The 18,512-nt window shown below is 54.5% G+C and carries 14 protein-coding genes; 6 read left to right on the top strand and 8 right to left on the bottom strand.

Annotated elements, in window-relative coordinates; all coding sequences use genetic code 11:
- Nucleotides 1-46: 46 nt before the first annotated feature.
- The 3 genes from cbbX (at nucleotide 47) to asd (ending at nucleotide 4,145) form a co-directional block, all read left to right on the top strand.
- Nucleotides 47-1,000, top strand: a complete 954-nt coding sequence (gene cbbX / locus BMZ14_RS05755; RefSeq protein ID WP_143071911.1) for a CbbX protein — start codon at nucleotides 47-49, stop codon at nucleotides 998-1,000.
- A gap of 255 nt (nucleotides 1,001-1,255) precedes the next feature.
- Nucleotides 1,256-3,094: an ABCB family ABC transporter ATP-binding protein/permease gene (locus tag BMZ14_RS05760; protein WP_074795735.1), complete on the top strand. Its 1,839-nt coding sequence runs from the start codon at nucleotides 1,256-1,258 to the stop codon at nucleotides 3,092-3,094.
- Nucleotides 3,095-3,284: 190 nt separating this feature from the next.
- Complete coding sequence (gene asd / locus BMZ14_RS05765) at nucleotides 3,285-4,145, top strand: archaetidylserine decarboxylase (RefSeq protein WP_256208435.1); 861 nt, start codon at nucleotides 3,285-3,287, stop codon at nucleotides 4,143-4,145.
- A gap of 176 nt (nucleotides 4,146-4,321) precedes the next feature.
- Here asd and galU read toward each other — a convergent pair whose 3' ends face one another.
- The 8 genes from galU to BMZ14_RS05805 form a co-directional block, all read right to left on the bottom strand.
- Nucleotides 4,322-5,371, bottom strand: a complete 1,050-nt coding sequence (gene galU / locus BMZ14_RS05770) for a UTP--glucose-1-phosphate uridylyltransferase GalU (RefSeq protein ID WP_074795739.1) — start codon at nucleotides 5,369-5,371, stop codon at nucleotides 4,322-4,324.
- A gap of 129 nt (nucleotides 5,372-5,500) precedes the next feature.
- Nucleotides 5,501-7,045, bottom strand: a complete 1,545-nt coding sequence (locus tag BMZ14_RS05775; protein ID WP_074795741.1) for a cytochrome B6 — start codon at nucleotides 7,043-7,045, stop codon at nucleotides 5,501-5,503.
- A 293-nt stretch (nucleotides 7,046-7,338) separates the two neighbouring features.
- The gene (locus BMZ14_RS05780) at nucleotides 7,339-8,082 is read right to left on the bottom strand and encodes a Crp/Fnr family transcriptional regulator (RefSeq protein WP_371265602.1); all 744 of its coding nucleotides are present in this window, start codon (nucleotides 8,080-8,082) and stop codon (nucleotides 7,339-7,341) included.
- A gap of 410 nt (nucleotides 8,083-8,492) precedes the next feature.
- A complete protein-coding gene (locus BMZ14_RS05785) occupies nucleotides 8,493-8,900 on the bottom strand; it encodes a DUF4870 family protein (RefSeq protein WP_074795744.1) in 408 nt (135 codons plus the stop codon).
- A 128-nt stretch (nucleotides 8,901-9,028) separates the two neighbouring features.
- A complete protein-coding gene (locus tag BMZ14_RS05790; RefSeq protein ID WP_083396676.1) occupies nucleotides 9,029-9,823 on the bottom strand; it encodes an MlaA family lipoprotein in 795 nt (264 codons plus the stop codon).
- Nucleotides 9,824-10,073: 250 nt separating this feature from the next.
- Nucleotides 10,074-11,285, bottom strand: a complete 1,212-nt coding sequence (locus tag BMZ14_RS05795) for a cysteine desulfurase family protein (RefSeq protein WP_083396677.1) — start codon at nucleotides 11,283-11,285, stop codon at nucleotides 10,074-10,076.
- 22 nt (nucleotides 11,286-11,307) lie between these two features.
- Nucleotides 11,308-11,778 carry a Fe-S cluster assembly transcriptional regulator IscR gene (gene iscR / locus BMZ14_RS05800; RefSeq protein WP_074795746.1) on the bottom strand — a complete coding sequence of 157 codons (471 nt, stop codon included), beginning with the start codon at nucleotides 11,776-11,778 and terminating at the stop codon, nucleotides 11,308-11,310.
- Nucleotides 11,779-12,048: 270 nt separating this feature from the next.
- Entirely contained in the window at nucleotides 12,049-12,828 is a 780-nt protein-coding gene (locus tag BMZ14_RS05805) for an RNA methyltransferase (protein ID WP_074795748.1), read from the bottom strand.
- Nucleotides 12,829-12,867: 39 nt separating this feature from the next.
- Between BMZ14_RS05805 and BMZ14_RS05810 the strand changes: the two genes are divergently transcribed.
- The 3 genes from BMZ14_RS05810 to BMZ14_RS05820 are packed head-to-tail and all read left to right on the top strand — an operon-like array spanning nucleotide 12,868 to nucleotide 18,499.
- A complete protein-coding gene (locus BMZ14_RS05810; RefSeq protein ID WP_074795750.1) occupies nucleotides 12,868-13,677 on the top strand; it encodes an inositol monophosphatase family protein in 810 nt (269 codons plus the stop codon).
- A gap of 47 nt (nucleotides 13,678-13,724) precedes the next feature.
- A complete protein-coding gene (locus BMZ14_RS05815) occupies nucleotides 13,725-15,803 on the top strand; it encodes an amylo-alpha-1,6-glucosidase (RefSeq protein WP_074795752.1) in 2,079 nt (692 codons plus the stop codon).
- Between the two features lie 5 nt (nucleotides 15,804-15,808).
- Nucleotides 15,809-18,499, top strand: a complete 2,691-nt coding sequence (locus tag BMZ14_RS05820) for an MGH1-like glycoside hydrolase domain-containing protein (RefSeq protein WP_074795754.1) — start codon at nucleotides 15,809-15,811, stop codon at nucleotides 18,497-18,499.
- Nucleotides 18,500-18,512 lie beyond the last annotated feature (13 nt).

The following is an 18,512-nucleotide window of genomic DNA, read 5'->3' on the forward strand; positions in this document are numbered from 1 at the left end:
GTCAATGTCGCGTTTAATACGATGTGCTTAATTGTGTGGATCAAACGTGAAAAAAAATCTGAACGAACTTACCCCCTCCGATAACGGTTCAATTGATCTGGACGCGGAATTTCGCGCTTCCAATATCAAGGAAGTATTGGATAAGCTCGATCTGGAATTGATCGGCTTGAAACCTGTAAAAACCCGTATTCGTGAGACTGCGGCCCTGCTGCTGGTCGATCGTGTGCGCAAGAAACTGGATTTGACCGCCGGAGCGCCGAGTCTGCATATGAGTTTCACCGGCAACCCGGGCACGGGAAAGACCACGGTAGCGCTACGCATGTCGGAGATTCTGCACCGTCTGGGTTACGTGCGCGAAGGACATCTTGTCTCCGTTACACGCGACGACCTGGTGGGTCAGTATATCGGCCATACCGCGCCCAAGACCAAGGAGGTGCTCAAGAAGGCGATGGGGGGCGTGCTTTTCATCGATGAGGCCTATTACCTCTACAAGCCCGAGAACGAACGCGATTACGGCGCGGAATCCATAGAAATCTTGCTGCAGACGATGGAAAATAATCGGGAAGATCTGGTTGTTATCCTTGCGGGCTACAAAGACCGCATGGAAAAATTCTTCCGCAGCAATCCTGGCATGCGTTCGCGTATCGCCCATCACATCGATTTTCCCGACTATAGCGCCGATGAATTGGTAGCGATAGCAAAACTGATGCTGGCTGCGCAGAATTACCGCTTTAGTTCCGAGGGTGAAAAGGCTTTTGGCGAATATATCCGGCTAAGGATGAAAATGGAGCATTTCGCCAATGCCCGTTCGGTTCGCAATGCTCTAGACAGGGCGCGGCTGCGGCAGGCCAACCGCTTGTTCGAGGGAGCAAGGAAGAATCTTTCGCGAACCGATCTGATGACCATAGAGGCCGAGGATATTCGTGCGAGTCGCGTTTTCAAGGAAGGCGCGGTGGATCTGGATGGCGACGAAGGTGCGAACGCGATATTAACGAACTGATGTAATCAATTACTCAAAACCAAGGGGATAAAGTTTTTCAAAAAATTCCTTCCTGATTCATCCTGGGATTCGGCACAGGCTATGCTCTGTTAATCCGGGTCTTTTAAAATCTTCCTCTGATGGGCGTCCCGAACCGGCGCCCTTTTTTTTGCGGGCGAATAAAATCCATCTGGTAGCCAAGAGTGATTTGCAACGACGCTGCGCAGCAGCGGCAAGCTATACTGCTTTCACTACAGTGACTGAAGGAACCTAGTGATGCGCCCTACCCGCTTGGAAAAACCTTCGGCTAATCGTAACGACTGGCAGACCATTCGCTCCCTGCTGCCCTATCTGTGGGAATTCAAAGGCAGGGTAGTGCTGGCACTGGTACTGCTGGTTATGGCCAAACTTGCCAACGTTACGGTACCGCTGATTTTGAAAGAGATCATCGACGCGCTCGACCGTCCGCGAGCCATGATGGTTCTGCCCGTTCTGCTCCTTGCCGGTTACGGCATATTACGCATGTGCAGCACGCTGTTCGGCGAATTGCGCGACGCTGTATTTGCGAAGGTGACGCAGCGTGCAATCCGGAGAGTGGCGATCAAGGTATTTGGTCATTTGCACGCCTTATCGCTGCGCTTTCACTTGCAACGCCAGACTGGCGGAGTATCGCGCGACATCGAGCGTGGTTCCCGCGGTATTTCCTTCTTGCTTAACTTCATGCTGTTCAACATCCTGCCGACCTTGCTGGAAATCGGCCTGGTAGCAGCAATCCTGATTTCCCGTTACGACATCTGGTTTTCGGTAATCATCTTTGTCACGCTGGCCGCCTATATCGCGCTGACACTTATCGTTACCGAGTGGCGCATGATTTTCCGCCGAACCATGAATGACATGGACTCGAAAGCCAACACCCAGGCGATCGACAGTCTTTTGAACTATGAGACAGTCAAATACTTCGGCAATGAGTCATGGGAAGCTCGGCGCTATGATGAGCATATGCAAAAATGGGAAACTGCCGCAGTGCGCAACCAGACCTCTCTGGCCGCGCTCAACTCCGGGCAAAGCGCGATTATCGCGGTAGGGGTAACGTTATTACTGTGGCTCGCGGCTGACGGTGTGATCAAAGGCACCATGTCGCTGGGCGACCTCGTGCTGGTCAATACTTTCATGCTGCAACTTTATATGCCCTTGCATTTCCTCGGATTCGTTTACCGGGAAATCAAGCACTCGCTGGCTGATATGGAAAAAATGTTCGGTTTGCTGGCGGAGCATGAGGAGATAAAAGATAAACCGGGCGCAACAGACCTCATTCCCGGCAACGCCGCGGTTCGCTTTGAGGACGTGAATTTTAGCTATGAACCCAATCGCCAGATCCTGTTCGATGTAAGCTTTGACATCCCTGCCGGTGGCAACGTAGCAGTAGTAGGACATAGCGGCTCAGGTAAATCGACCCTGGCGCGTCTGCTGTTTCGCTTCTACGATGTCAGCTCTGGCCGCATTTTGATAAATGGCCAGAACATTAGCGACGTGACCCAGAAAAGTCTGCGCGCAGCCGTCGGTATCGTTCCTCAGGACTCGGTCTTGTTCAACGACAGCATCTATTACAATATCGCCTATGGCCGCCCGGAAGCAAGCCGCGACGAGGTGCTTGAAGCCGCCAGGTCGGCGCACATCCATGACTTCGTAGAGAGCCTGCCGGATAAGTACGAAACCACGGTCGGGGAACGTGGATTAAAGCTTTCCGGGGGGGAAAAGCAGCGTGTGGCTATCGCGCGCGCGATTTTGAAAAAACCTGCGATCCTTATCTTTGACGAAGCTACCTCGGCACTGGATTCGAAATCAGAGAAATCCATTCAGGCGGAACTGAAGCGCGTTGCAACCAATCGCACCACTCTGACCATTGCCCACCGCCTGTCCACCATAGTAGATGCCGATCAGATTCTGGTTATGGACAAGGGCCGCATTGCCGAACGAGGTAACCACCGGGAACTCCTCGCCGCAAATGGGGCCTATTCCTATATGTGGAGGCTTCAGCAGCAGGAAGAACAGACAAGGCTGCAATTATTGGACAACATGAGGCTTGAACCGGATGCGGCAGGGGCGCAAGGTTGAACGGAAGCCGTTACGAAAGGAAGGAGACAAAGGATCTTTATTTGAAGACATAAACTTCTGCAACATCAATTACCTTAATGCTTTTGCTCAAGAGAAGTTTGCGCGAAGCGCTAAAGATATTCATCGCTTTATCGAGACTTAATCAAGCTGACATACTATAATTTCCACTTTCTATTTCGGGTGCTCCAGAGTGCAAACCGCTTCTTTTTCCGTGTTTCCTCAGTATCTGCTGCCAAAGCAGGCTATGACCGTGTTGGCGGGACATATCGCAAATGCGGAAGCGGGTCGTCTCACCACCTTCATAATCCGGAAATTCGTCGAGCATTACGGCGTAAACATGGACGAAGCCACAAACCCCGATATTCATAGCTACCGAACTTTTAACGATTTTTTTACCCGTTCCTTGCGTCTGGAAACGCGGCCCATAGCTCAAGCAGATTATAACTGCCCTGCCGACGGCGTCATTAGCCAGCTTGGCGTCATTTCAGGCGATCAGATATTCCAGGCTAAAAGGCACAATTACTCCGCTGTTGCATTGGTGGGGGGTGATACCGCGCTGGCTGAAAAATTTCAGGGCGGGAATTTTGCAACACTTTACTTAAGCCCAAAGGACTACCATCGGGTTCACATGCCGTGTGATGGCCGGCTGACCCGCATGATTCATGTTCCTGGCGCCTTGTTTTCAGTAAACCCCAGGACCGTTCGCGGTGTCCCCGGCCTGTTTGCCCGCAACGAGCGAGTGGTTTGCGTGTTTGAATCAGAGGCCGGAATGTTTGTGCTGGCTCTCGTCGGTGCCACCATCGTAGGCAGTGTATCCACTGTATGGCATGGCGTTGTAAATCCGCGTTCCACGGCCGCCAGCGAGACTCGCGAGTGGCGGTATGATGAAAAGGATGTGGTGCTCAAAAGAGGCGATGAAATGGGCCGTTTCCAACTCGGCTCCACCGTAATCATGTTGTTTCCGAAAAACAGGGTGTTGTTTAACCCGCTTTGGGCACCCAATCGAGCTGTCCGCTTCGGTGAAATGATGGCTACGAAAATTGACGGCTAAACGATTAGGACGGCGATCAGAACGCCAGGCCCATGCCGGCTCCTTGAGCTTCTTGCCGGATTTTTCGTCGGACTGAGCCTTAGTCAGAGCGCGGGAGCGATGCTACGGCCCTCACCTATTAGGGAGAGAAGCGCTCTTCACATGTGCATTACAGGTTCGAGAACGCGGCGGTGGGTTTATCCGGCCAAGGCGCTCTTCTTCAGCATTACCGCCTCGACATCCGCCTTATCGTCCTCCCGACCCGGCGCATAACGCGATTCTTCTGCAAGCCCGCGTCCGACTCGCACTAATATCTCGCGGAATTCCTTGCCAACCTCTGGATGTTGCAAACCGTAAGCTACCGTCGCCTCCAGGAAACCCGCCTTGCTGCCGCAATCATAATGCTTGCCCTCGTAGCGGTACGCCATCACGGATTCGAGTTTAAGGAGTCGAGCAATCCCGTCTGTGAGCTGAATTTCTCCTCCTGTTCCGGGATCGAGATTTTCAATGCATTCGAAAATGGCGGGTGAAAGAATATAGCGGCCCACGATTGCCATGGTTGATGGCGCTGCTTCGGGGGACGGCTTTTCCACTACACCCCGAATTTTCGTAACACGGTTTTCCGAATCCTCCTTTAATGCGTCCACGATACCATAACGTCGTGTTTCTTCCCTGGATACCTGCCGGACAGCGAGGAGGCTCCCGGGCGTCTGTTCATACTGCGAAATCATTTGTGCCAGCACCGGGGGCTCCCCGTCAATCAGGTCATCCGGAAGCAGCACAGCGAAGGGTTCGTTGCCTATCAGATGACGCGCGCAATATATGGCATGGCCTAATCCTCTCGGCTCCTCCTGGCGAACAAAGCTGAAATGGATGCCGCTTGGGGTCAGTTGCCGCAACATCTTCAGAGAGGCATGCTTCCCCTGCGTCGCCAACTCGTTTTCCAGTTCCACTGCCCTGTGCAAGTGATCTTCGATTGCCCGCTTGCTGCGATGCGTTACAAAAATGATTTCTTCAATACCTGCCGCCGCCGCTTCATCCACGGCATACTGGATCAGCGGCCGGTCCACAATGGGCAGCATTTCTTTGGCCACCGCCTTCGTCGCCGGCAGAAAGCGCGTTCCCAGTCCGGCTACGGGGAATACCGCCTTGCGCACTGCTCTTGTGGACTTGCGTATCGAGGACGCGCCGTTCAGTGAAAGTACATCTTTTCGGTTTACAGTTACAGGTGCGGTGGAAATGCTCATGATTACTCTCCCCCTGATAATCCGCCTTACATTAATAATTGGAACCAAACCGTGGAAACCCAAGGATGTTCCATTCGAATAATTTCAAACTCTACCCCGCTTCTCGCAAGGCCGACTGACAAGCACGGACTATAGTTGCCGCATATACGCTACCAGATCCGACTTCTCCTCGTCCGTGAGCTTGAGTTGCAACACAAGATTGAAGAATTCAACGGTGTCTTCCAGAGTCAGCAAGCGGCCATCGTGCAGATAGGGAGGGCTGTCCTTGATGCCACGCAATGTGAAAGTCTTGATTGGCCCATCCCCGGGTTCGTTGAGAAAACGTTCGAGCTTCAGGTCGTGCATCTGATGATCGAGGAAAGCAGGCGGCTGATGACAGCTCGCACACTGGCCCTTCCCGAAAAACACCTTCTCGCCACGGAGCTCCTTCGCGCTTGCCTTAGCCGTGTCGAGCCTGCCCTGCGTATCCAGTTTGGGTGCGGGAGGAAAATCCAGCATGTTCTGAAGCTGCGCCATATGGCTTACGTGAATCCGATCAATAACCGGGAACCCCTTTTTCATGGCGTGAATCGGATCACCATTAAAATAAGCGGTACGAAACTCGAACTCGGTGAAATCCTCCACAGAGCGCAAGCTGCGTTTGGAGCCGTGGATTTGCTGATTGAAAAGCCCGCGCAGGCTTACTGTGTCCAGTCGAAAACGCCTTTCCTGAGGTCTGATATCCGGGCTGAGATGAAATTGCGCGGTAGTATGTCCGTTCACATGACAGTCAAAGCAAGTCACGCCCAAGCTGGGCTGGGTGCTTTTGCGGTCATCGGTCGGGTTGAACTCTTCCTGAGGAAGGGGACTGAGTAACATCTGGAGGCCGTTAAGCTGTACGGGTGTCAGAATATCTTTGAAGAGGCGATAGAAGTTGTTGATCGATACTACCTCTCCGCGAGAAACGTCCCCCAGTTCAGGCCGGTTCTGAAGGAAAATTGCTGGAGGAAATTCCGGTAGAAATGCGTCCGGCAAATCAAATTCCACGTCAAATCGTTCCAGCCGAGGAAACATATCTATTTGAACCTGAGGAAAGACCTGTCCCCCGGTGGACTGCTTCGGATGAGGCAAGGCTGGATACGGAAATATGTTTTTGCTCCGTATTTCGGATGGGGACATACTGGCCAGTTTTTGCCAGCTTGCCCCTGCCGGCAAGCGGGCGGTAGGTCCTACCGCCAAGGGCTTGCCACGGGACATCTTCGCTTCGCGATCCAGCCGCGGGGTCAAGTCATAGCGTCTCATGAGCAACTCGCGCTGAGTTCTGGTGACCCTGGGGCGATCGGCCACGTCCGCTTTCATGGTCTCCTCGAAAGTCTGCATCGGCTTTTTAGCATTCAGCGGATCACGATAAAAATCAAAGCCCGGTATCTTTCCCTTGTCGGGCTGATTTTCGAAAACAGGGGAAGAAGGCATGGCATTTGGGGCGGCAAAAACACCGGAACGGTCATGCTCGTTCTTTTGCTGCTCCGGTCGAGTCACAGGAGTCTCCCGAGTCGTCTGAGCATCAAGAACAGCGTCGCCTGATTGGCCTCTTGCCGGACGCATATCGTTGCCGGTTTGGCCAAGTGCGCTCGCCATTCCCGTGCTTAAGCCAACCACTCCCATCGCCAGTACCAGGAAGTTTACTTTTTTCATGTCAGGTCTCCATTTTTTTAACCCCGGAATAAGGGCAGGCCTTTACCCCCGATCCCCGCTTCTTCTCGGATGTCCCACAAAACCAGCCAGCCATCTCGGCCATTCTGGACAAAAAGAAACCGCTACCAGCAATTCTTTCATTAATTGGGGAATCAGTCTGTTCGAAAGCGCACAGTAGGACGTTAATCTTCCGCTCCGGGCCTTATTCCGGGGAAACGGACTTCTTCGCTCCACTTTGCGCGCAACCGGGCCCTCGCCAATCCAGTCGCTTTCACGTTCGTCGCGCTCACGACTCACCTCGCTGGCTGAAAAAACCTCTTGAATTGTCTTGCGGGAGGCTCGGAAGAACTTGCAGTGGCCGAACGATAAACCTCCAGCAGGCGGTCATACTCTTTTTTTACGACTTTATAGTTTTCACCTGCGCTGGCCTCCAACTGCTGGCGGTCAACTACGGCAAGGTGGCCGCGCCTGCAACGGATTGCGCCGGTCATTTGCAGCTTATGTGCCGCTACGGTGACGCTTTCACGCCGCACTCCCAGCATGATTCCCACCTGTTCATGCGTAATGTGAAGCTCGTTACCCGGCAGACGATCCAGGCTCATCAAAAGAAGATAGCTCAGCTGTTGATCCACCGTATGGTATCGGTTGGAAACCGCAATCTGCTCCGTTTGAACCATCAGCGCGTGTGCAAAACGCAAGAGAAGATGTTGTAACTCTCCTCCCGATTCAAATTCTTTTTTTAATAAATCCGCTTTAATACGATAGGCATCGCCTGTGCTCTGTACTATTACGCGGGCGATACTGTTCTCCTCGCCGAAAATAACAGAAATGGAGGCCACCCCCTCATTGCCTACGATCCCCGTCTGTGTGCAAGCCCCGCTTTCCGTCTCGTACAAGCGCGCGATAATAGAGGTCGTGGGGAAATACAAATGCCTCATGGGCCGGCCCGGTTCGTAAATTACATGGCCAGCGGGCATCTCTACAAATTCAAGAAGAGGTAATAACCGCGTGTAATCCGCGAGAGGCAATGCTGCCAATATCCTGTTTTGCTTAGGACTATGAGGTGGAGGCATGTCGACTCTCAATCGGTTTGTAGCTTGAAAAAAGATGTACTCGAAGCATCAATGGCACCGAGCGCAAGGCAAACTCATATACTTGCCGCCGCTCTTGTTCAGACCCCGGACAGGATGCCTTGGGCGGGCTCAAGCTTTCCTTGCACTCCTGCTCAAGGATGAAGAATGCTAGTCCATAAGGAGGTCTTGCTCTGTGCGGCGGCCCACATAGGGCAAAACCCCCGCAACGGCGCAGGTCAATGAAGAGGGGGTAGACGGCGTGGGAACAAGCCGTCCACGAGGATTTCAGCAGGAACCGAGACTGGAACGCAGCCTGGCTAGCAGGAAGAGGTATATTACCGGAGCATAAGATCGTGATCTGGGCGAATGCGGACTCAGACAGGCATAGGGTTATGCTCGTTGAGCGCCATCCAGCCGCGCATGATTCGATAGATCACCCAAATGCCCGTACCTACAGCAAGGATATACGCGAATATAATACCGATGACGGTCGCGAAGAGCATTGCTGCAATCACCAGCCAAAGCAGCGTGTACCAGAATGTGCGTATTTGCCAGCTGAAATGGGAGTCGAGATACGTGCCCCGCACATCGTTCCGTTTCACGTAGTTGATGATCACGGCGATGATCGAAGGCCAACCAGTGAGAAATGTTGTAATGATGAGCGCCGGCCCCAGGACCCCCATCAGGATACTGAAACCATGCAATAAATAGATAATATGAGTAAGGCGGACGAGGCCTGCCGGAGGAACGGTGAGCACAACCCGTGAGTCGAATTCGCTCATGTTATTTATATTCCCATCCGGATGATAAGAGACGCGAAAGCCCCAGTCTGGGAAGCCGGGGTATCCGCGGTACCGAACGCAACCCGTTTCAGGTAGCTACTGATGGAAACTTCACCGAACGAATACCATCAATTCGTGGACTTAGTCGGAGACTCGTTCTCGATGGGTTCATCCTCTATGAGTTGATCGTAAACTTCCGGTGGCGGATCTCCGTCATAGATCACGTGCTTGCGCTGCTGGAGGTAGGCATCGCGGACAAACAGGTATGGCTCCAGCGCAGCCTGGTCGCGAATGCGCATAGGACCTGATAACCTCGCTCGTTTGTCAACGGCGCCAAGAGCACTAAGAGGCACGGTGACAGGTGCGCCAATCACAAAAATGCCGGTCCAGAAAAGGACGTTGGTGACGGCAGTGACAGGTATGCCAGATATATCGCGGTTACTGCTGGGTCCGAGCAGCGGTACAAACAGATAGGTCTTGGCATCAACCCCCCAAACGCCCAGCGTTTGCCCGAAATCCTCGTCGTGCTGCGGTAAACCCATGGGTGAAGCCATATCGAAGAGTCCCGCTCCTCCTATGGTCGAGTTGATGACAAAACGAAGGCTGTCCCGAAACCCCTGACGTACCTTACCTTGCAGAAAATCATTCAGAATGACGTTCGGATACTGGAGATTGTCAAAGAAATGCCCGATGGAACGCTGCATGCGGCCCGGTATATAGTCGATATAGGCATCAGCAATCGGCTCCATGATTTTCCGGTCAACCACATCGGTAAATACATAAAACTTCCGGTTAATGTTTTCGTAGGGATCGATGGGATCGAACGATTCCGTGCTCTTGTCTTGCGAACGGGTGGTGGCGCAAGCGGGGAGAAGCGCTACGCAGATCAATAACAGCAACGCTGTAGAATAATTATGTCTCACGATCGAGGTAATAAGCGAAATGACACGGTTAATTAGTGTTTACGAGAATCGGGGTGACACCGATTCCCTCCGGATAAAATCAGAAGTATAACCATAATTGTCAAGGTAACGAATAAGATTATTCAACATTCGGCAACCATGGTATTTCAGGATTTGACCCTTATCCAGTACTGGCAGCACATCCTTCCCTGATAACGATTGCGCTATGGCGTTTTATCATCCGCCGGCGGATGCATAATTGATCCAGCGCTCAGATCAGGACCGTGTTCATTCGCGTCAATTCCTCCGCAATCCGGCTCAAGGCACCAAGAAAATTCTCAACCTGTAACGGCGAGTTCTCGTCACCCAGGCTTACCCGAACGGCGCAGCGCGTCAGCGCTGCGTCTACTCCCATCGCTTCCAGTACGTGGCTTCGCCCAGGGTTCACACTGGAGCATGCGGCGCCGCTGGCAACCGCGAAGCCTGCCTTGTCGAGACGAACCACGAGCGTGTCTCCCTCAATGCCGGGCAAAGCGAAGTAGCAGGTATTGGGCAATCGGGAGGCGCCCAAGCCGAAAATGACCGCGCCCATCCCCATCAACCCTTGCTCCAACTGAGCACGCATGGCGGAAATGCGAGCAGTCCTTTCCGCTATCCGTATTTTGACCAGGCCACAAGCCACCCCCAGCCCCACGATGGCGGGAACGTTTTCCGTGCCGGAGCGTAATCCGTTCTCATGCCCGCCCCCGTAAATAAGCGGCTTGAGCAATAGCCGCTTATCCATAATGAGCGCGGCTGCGCCCTTGGGACCATGAACCTTGTGGCCCGACAACGTCAACGCATGTACATTGAGGGACGCAAAATCCACTGGAATTTTGCCGAATGCCTGCACCGCATCAGTATGCACCCACGCGCCGTATGCCCGGGCTTTCGCTGCTATCCCGGCCACATCCTGAATGACGCCGGTCTCATTATTGGCGAGCATTACCGATACCAAGCCCGAGTGGTGTTCCAACATCGCTTCGTCTACGTCGGCGACGTCGACGCGCCCCAATTTATCGACCGCCAATTGCCGCAAATTCCAGCTCCCACGCGAATTCCTCGTCAATGCCTGAGCAGCCCGCATCACGCAGGGATGCTCAACCGAGCTTACGACTATTTGCGTCGGCTTCAGATAGCCTGCTGCGCCCTGGATAAACAGATTATTGGCTTCCGACCCTCCACTGGTAAAAATTACTTGCCCCGGTTGCACTCCGACCGAGGCGGCCACCTGCTCACGGGCCTGGTTCACCGCACGCCGGGCAGCCAGGCCCGGGCCGTGGCGGCTGGAAGGATTGCCATAATCTTTTTGAAAATACGGCAACATGGCGTCCAGCACCGCATTGTCAACCGCGGTGGTGGCGTTGTGGTCGAAATAAGCGTAAGACACAATTCCCTCCCGGCTGACGCCACTACCCGGCGCCTTGGGTTTGAATGCACTCATTCGGTTCGATGGCGCTCCGCACTCAAGCCAGAATGCTTTCCCGCGACGGCTTGCACGCCCTCATATCCTGCAATACGGAAATATCTTTGACTTTCGGGTTCGATACCAGTTGCTCCAGCGTAACCAGCGCCAGATAATCCCGTATCTTGACATTAAGATTGGCCCACAAGTTATGGGTCATGCACCGCTGATCATTGTAGCAATTCTCCTTGCCCCCGCATTGTGTGGCATCAATTGGCTCATCCACGGCGAAAATGATATCGACCACCGACACTTCGCTCATTGGTTTTGTCAGATGGTAACCGCCACCCGGACCGCGCACGCTGCCGACCAATTTATTACGCCGTAATTTTCCGAACAATTGTTCGAGATAGGATAGTGAAATTTTCTGCCGTTCACTGATTCCGGCCAGCGTAACCGGCCCTTCTCCGCTATGCAATGCAAGATCAATCATCGCGGTAACCGCGAAACGTCCCTTAGTCGTTAATCGCATTTTTTGCTCCAATAAAATTCATAACCAGGATTAATGTCTGCTAAATTGCCGGTGCAAGGAACTTTCAATAGGCCCTCCTGGCATCCCATCCCCTAAAACCGGCATGCTTCTTTTCCGCCAAAACCGGTGGACTTATCCAGAGGCTTGTTAATACCCGACAACGTTGGTCAAGTATATGAAGCCCCCTTACCGAGGTCAACTATTTTGTTCAGGTCTTGGGGTGCCAATCGCCCTGGATTGACTATTGTCAGTGCTTCCCTGGTTTATTCGCTATTTGTCAGGCATGGCCGGATCGTCTGTAGAAATGACGCCGCGCGTATTCATCCGTTTTTCACAAGCGCCGAGAATCCCGCGTAATATATTTACTTCTTCCTTTTCCAGGCGAGCACGTGCAAACAGCCGCCGAATCCGCTGCATCAGCCGTTTCGGCTCCTGCGGATCAAGGAAGCCGCTACTGATCGCCACACGTTCGAGATGATGGAAGAGTAATTCGATTTCCTCGAAACGTGCCGCCACGCTGGTCATGCCGATCGCTGATGAAAAAGACCCGGGTTCCGCCGCCATGCGTAATTCATAGGCCAGCAATTGCACAGCGCTGGCAAGATTCAAAGAGGAATACTCCGGATTTGCGGGAATATGCACGACCATCTGGCACTTGCTCACTTCCAACGTAGTGAGCCCGGACATTTCCGTGCCGAAAACCAGCGCAACCGGGTTTTGCCGCGCATAGCCGAGCAACTCAATTGCTCCCCGTCGCGCATCAAAAACCTGATGCGAAAGATCGCGTGGGCGGGCAGTGATAGCGGCTGCCAGAATCGTACCGCTCAACGCCTCGCCAAGGTCTGCGCAAACCATGGCCCCGGTCAGGATGTCCCAAGCCCCGGCAGCACGCCTCTCCGCTTCCTTGTCGGGAAAAGATTTGGGATTCACGAGGCAAAGTGATTTCAGCCCCATCGTTTTCATAGCCCGCGCCGCGGCGCCTATATTACCGGGGTGGCTGGTGTGGCTTAGCACCACGCGGACATTATCAAGCGGATGGGCAGGATTCATATTAAAATTCACAGTCCTCTCACTTCCGAATCCCAAACAATGCAACCCATGCTTACCATTGCGGTAAAAGCCGCGCGCCGCGCCGGCGGTATCATCAATCGTGCTGCGCAGAACCTCGACTTGCTGCACGTTTCGCGCAAGGCGCACAGTGACTTTGTCAGTGAAGTGGATGGCGCGGCGGAAGAAGCCATCATCGAGACGCTGCTGGATGCCTACCCCAGCCATTCCATTCTAGCAGAAGAAAGCGGCGCTCAAGGTGATCCGGCCAAGTCCGAGTATCAATGGATAATCGACCCGCTCGACGGCACAACCAATTTCCTGCATGGCTTTCCGCATTACTCGGTATCCATCGGACTGATGCATAAGGGCATCCTGTCCCAGGCTGTGGTATACGACCCCTCCGCCAATGAATTATTCACCGCCAGCCGCGGCCGGGGCGCTTATCTGAATGATCATCGCCTACGGGTAAGCAAGCGTGCCAAGCTCGCCGATTGCCTGATCGGGACCGGCTTTCCGTTTCGTGAATTCACGCATGCCGAAGCCTATCTGGCCATGTTCAAGGACCTCATGCCCAGAACCGCCGGCATCCGCCGCCCCGGTTCCGCCGCACTGGACCTGGCCTTTGTGGCGGCTGGACGTTACGACGGATTCTGGGAGTTCGGGCTGTCCCCTTGGGATATGGCCGCGGGTTGCCTCCTCATCACCGAAGCAGGCGGACTGGTAGGCGACATCGAAGGCAACGCCACGTATCTGCAGAGCGGTAACGTAGTTGCGGGCAACCCGAGGATCTTCGGCCAACTGTTGCAGGTTATCGCGCCGCATCTGACGCCGGAATTAAAGACGGGCTAATGGCATTGATGAAAAAGGCCCGGCCAGCCGCGCATTTGAGATAGCAAATGAAGCCGCCGGATTTTGTCCGCTTCGGCCGTGCAATCTGCTGTGATCTGGAGCAAGCCAGGCGACGCGAGTGGTGGATGGGAAACGGTCTCGGTGGATATGCTGGCGGTACGATTGCTCAATGTCTGACACGCCGTTACCACGGTCTTCTCATTACCCCGGCGCACCCCCCGCTGGGGCGCCTTCTCGTCTTTGCCAAGGCGGACGCCACCCTGCACGATCAAGGGCGCAAGTGGCCGCTATTCACCAATTGCTGGGGCAGCGGCGCAATCGAACCCCAGGGGCTCATACACATTGAATCGTTCCGGCTGGATGGCAGCATGCCGGTCTGGCGGTTTGCAATCGGCGACCTGGTTGTGGAGCAATGCATCTGCCTGGAACCAAAGCAAGAGACGGTCTGTGTCGCCTGGCGTCTAGCGCACGCCGTGGAACGCCCCGTTCACCTCGGCGTCGATCTCCTGGTGAATTGCCGCAGCCATCATGGAGAAACCCATCAATGGGAATTCGCCCCGGAGATCGAAGGCGGCGAAAATCATATAAGCATTACGCACGGCGGTGGCCGCGCACTGCATTTTCATACTCATGACGGACAACTCTTCCGTAAACGCCAATGGATTGTTGATTTTGACTTGCCCAGGGAACGCGAGCGAGGGCTGCCGGATCGCGACTCCCATCTCTGCGCGGCGCACATGCGCTTACCGTTGGGAGCTGAATGGAACGGCGTGATCGCTACAACGAAGGCTGGCTCCGAGGATGGTTTTCGGCCAAGTTGCACTGAAATGCTGGATCGACGTCGCGCCCATGACACTGCAGGGCTGATGATGGCCACACAATGGACGCAGGAGCTTTGTGATGCCCCAGGCTGGGTTCACCAATTGGTGATAGCCGCAGATAGCTTTCCAATAGTTCGGCCTGTACCGGCAAAGGAAAGAAAGGAAGGAACGGAAGAACCTGATCGGCACGCAGAGCGAGGGGAATCGATTATTGCGGGGTATCCATGGTTTGGCGACTGGGGACGCGATACGATGATTGCGCTGCCCGGGCTGACGCTGACCACAGGGCGTTACGCCTCGGCCCGTAATATCCTCGCCGCCTTTGCGGGTTTTGTTGATCGCGGCATGCTGCCCAATATGTTCCCGGATGATGGCGGGCAGCCGCAATACAATACCGCCGATGGCGCCCTCTGGTATTTCGAGGCCTGGATGGCCTACATCGCAGCCAGCCATGATACGGCAGCACTTCGGGAAATTTACCCCTTGCTCTGCGAAATGATAGACTGGCATGTGCGCGGTACACGTCATGGTATGTGCGCTGATCCCAATGACGGCTTGTTACGTGCGGGGGAGCCCGGCGTGCAACTGACCTGGATGGACGCCAAGCTGGGCGGCTGGGTAGTTACTCCCCGGCAAGGCAAACCAGTCGAGATCAATGCGCTATGGTTCAACGCGCTCGAATGCATGGCGAAGTTCAGCCGTTTGCTGGAAAAAGACCCTGAAATATTTGAAACGCTTGCCAAACGGACCCATGCCGGATTTACCCGTTTCCTGAAAGCCGCTGGCGGTCTATATGATGTGCTGGATGGGCCGGAAGGCAACGACGAGAGCGTGCGTCCGAATCAAATCCTCGCTGTGACCCTGCGCTATTCTCCGCTCTCACCCGAGGCTCAGGCACAGGTGGTTGCCGAAGTGAAGCGGCACCTCCTTACTTCTTACGGCTTACGCTCACTGGCGCCGGAACATTTTGCTTACCGGGGCCATTATCAAGGCGGCGTATGGGAGCGAGATTCCGCGTATCATCAGGGACCGGTATGGAGTTGGCTGTTGCCCCAATATGCATTGGCGGAATACCGGGTTACCGGTAATGCCGAGCTGGCGCAATCCCGTCTCGCCCCTATTCGTGATCACCTGCTGGATGCGGGGCTCGGAACAATATCGGAAATTTTCGACGGCGAACCGCCTCATGCACCACGGGGCGCACCATCACAGGCGTGGAGCGTCGCCTGTGTACTGGAAGCCTGGGTCAAACTGGAGCGAGCCCGAGCTGTGGCGACAGAAAGCACCGATAAACAAGAGGAGTAACGTCAATGGCCATTCAACCGGACGCCGAACGGCAGCGGCTGGAAAACCAGCGGCAAGGCAGAGAACCCTGGCGCTTGTGGGGACCCTATCTGTCCGAGCGTGCCTGGGGCACGGTTCGCGAAGACTATAGTCCGGACGGCACTGCCTGGGAATACTTTGATCACGAGCAGTCCCGTTCCCGTGCCTATCGCTGGAATGAGGATGGCCTCGGCGGGATTTCGGACGAGGCACAGCACCTCTGTTTCGGGCTGGCGCTCTGGAACGGCAAGGATGCCATTCTCAAGGAGCGCGCTTTCGGCCTTACCGGAAACCAGGGCAACAGGGGGGAAGATGTAAAAGAATGCTACTTCTACGTTGACGCGACGCCTTCGCATTCCTGGCTCCACTACCTCTACAAATATCCCCAGTCTCCGTTCCCTTATACTCGATTAACAGAGGAAAACGCACGCCGTTCCCGCAAGGACCCTCCTTTTGAACTCATTGATAGCGGCGCTTTCACCGATAGGTGCTATTGGGATGTGGAAGTATTCTACGCGAAGGCGTCACCTGACGAATTGCACATCCGCATACTCGCCAGCAATCGCGGACAAGCCGAAGCCACCCTATGGTTGCTGCCGCAGCTCTGGTTCCGAAACTATTGGTCGTGGCTGGAAAAAGGTGAAGTGAAACCGGTATTGCACGCCACGGCGGCGCCTGAGGGCGCTGCATGGGCGTTAATGGCAGAGCATCCAGCGCTGGGAAATTATAATCTCTACGGGCGGCAGCAGGCCGTCCTCCTCTATACCGAAAATGAGACCAACAACTCCCGCTTATGGGGCGTGCCCAATGCCGGGCCTTATGTCAAAGATGCATTTCATCGCTACCTGGTGGACAGCGAACATGAGGCAGTAAATCCCGCCCGGCAGGGAACCAAATTTGGAGCGGCTCACAAACTCACTATTGAGGCAGGCGAGTCCCAAATGATCGAACTGGTGCTATCGGCCGCACCCCTGCCTCAGCCATTTGCCTGTCAAGATCAAGTTTTTGCCCAGCGTCGCGCAGAAGCTGATGCTTTTTTCAGGACCTTGCTCCCCGAAGCCGCCGTTCAGGATAAACGTATCCTGCGCCAAGCATTGGCAGGCATGATATGGAACAAGCAGTTCTTTCACTATGATGTTTCCGACTGGCTGAAAGGCGACCAGGCAACGCCGCCCCCTTCGAGGAGGCATGGACGCAACCACAACTGGCGCCACCTCAAGGCGAACCATGTCATCTCCATGCCGGATGCCTGGGAGTATCCCTGGTTTGCGGCTTGGGACCTCGCTTTCCATTGCGTACCGCTAGCGCTCATCGACGTGGATTTCGCCAAGGAGCAGGTCGAGCTGCTATTGAATGAAAACTATCTGCACCCCAACGGACAGATTCCTGCCTATGAATGGGCGTTCAGCGACGTGAATCCACCGGTACACGCCATGGGCGCCCTCAAGGTGTTTCGAGCCGAGCGCGTCCAACGCGGCCGGGGCGATATCGGTTTTCTCAAACGGGTGCTGCACAAATTGCTGCTGAATCACACTTGGTGGATCAACCTCAAGGACGCCACCGGCATGAATGTATTCGAAGGTGGCTTTCTTGGAATGGACAATATATCCGTGTACGATCGCTCCGAGCCGCTTGACCCAGGCTATACGCTAAAGCAGGCCGATGCGACCGGCTGGATGGCAATGTTTTCCCTGCAACTGACAGTGATCGCACTGGAAATCGCCGTTGACGATCCCGCCTATGAAAACATCGCTATCCAGTCCTACAGCCAGTTCCTGGCCATTGCGAATACTATTGCCGGGCATACCGGCGCGGGGGTATCCCTCTGGGACAACGTCGATGGCTTCTTCAAGGATCTGGTGGTTGAACCGGATGGCCGTGTGCACCGTATCGACGTTTTTTCCTGGGTGGGCATCATTCCGCTATTTGCGTGCGAGGTCGTGGATGCGCGCTTGCTCGCAAACCGGAAGCGCTTTAACGCCTTGCTGTGGGAACACAAGGGTGGCATGTTCGACGGAAGCGCCATTTGCGCATGCCCGGTAGATACTAATGAGCGCGGCGAGCACTTGTTATCGCTGGTAACCCCTTCCATGTTCGTGAAAATGTTGCCGCGCATTTTTGATGAAGAAGAATTCTTCTCACCGTACGGCGTGCGGAGCGTTTCAAAGCGCCACGCGATCGAACGGCATCTGGGCCATATCCCTGGCCTCGGCGAGGCCGTCATTCGCTATGTCCCAGGCGAATCCGAGTCCGGACTTTTCGGCGGCAATTCCAACTGGCGGGGACCGGTATGGATGCCGACCAATTATCTGCTGGTTCAGGCAGTCGAAAAAATGCACCGTTACCTGGGCGACGCTTTTACTTTTCCTGCGCCGTGCCTGAACGGCTACGAAATTAACCTAAAGTATGCCGCTAACATGCTGGCGGACCGGCTTGCGGATATTTTCCGCCCCGATGAATCGGGCCTGATCCCGGCCTTCCCTGAAAACAGCCCACATCAGGCCGATCCTCACTGGCGCGACCTGCTGCTATTCCACGAGTTTTTTCATGGCGAGACCGGTCAGGGACTGGGCGCCGCCCACCAAACCGGATGGACCGGACTTGCGGCAAACCTGGTGATGCGGCGGTACCGGGCGGATATTCCGGATTTTTGGAGGCAACAATACCCTAAAGGTTGAATCCAGCCTGAAC

It is taken from the genome of Nitrosospira briensis (genome assembly GCF_900115125.1).
GTDB lineage: Bacteria > Pseudomonadota > Gammaproteobacteria > Burkholderiales > Nitrosomonadaceae > Nitrosospira > Nitrosospira briensis_A.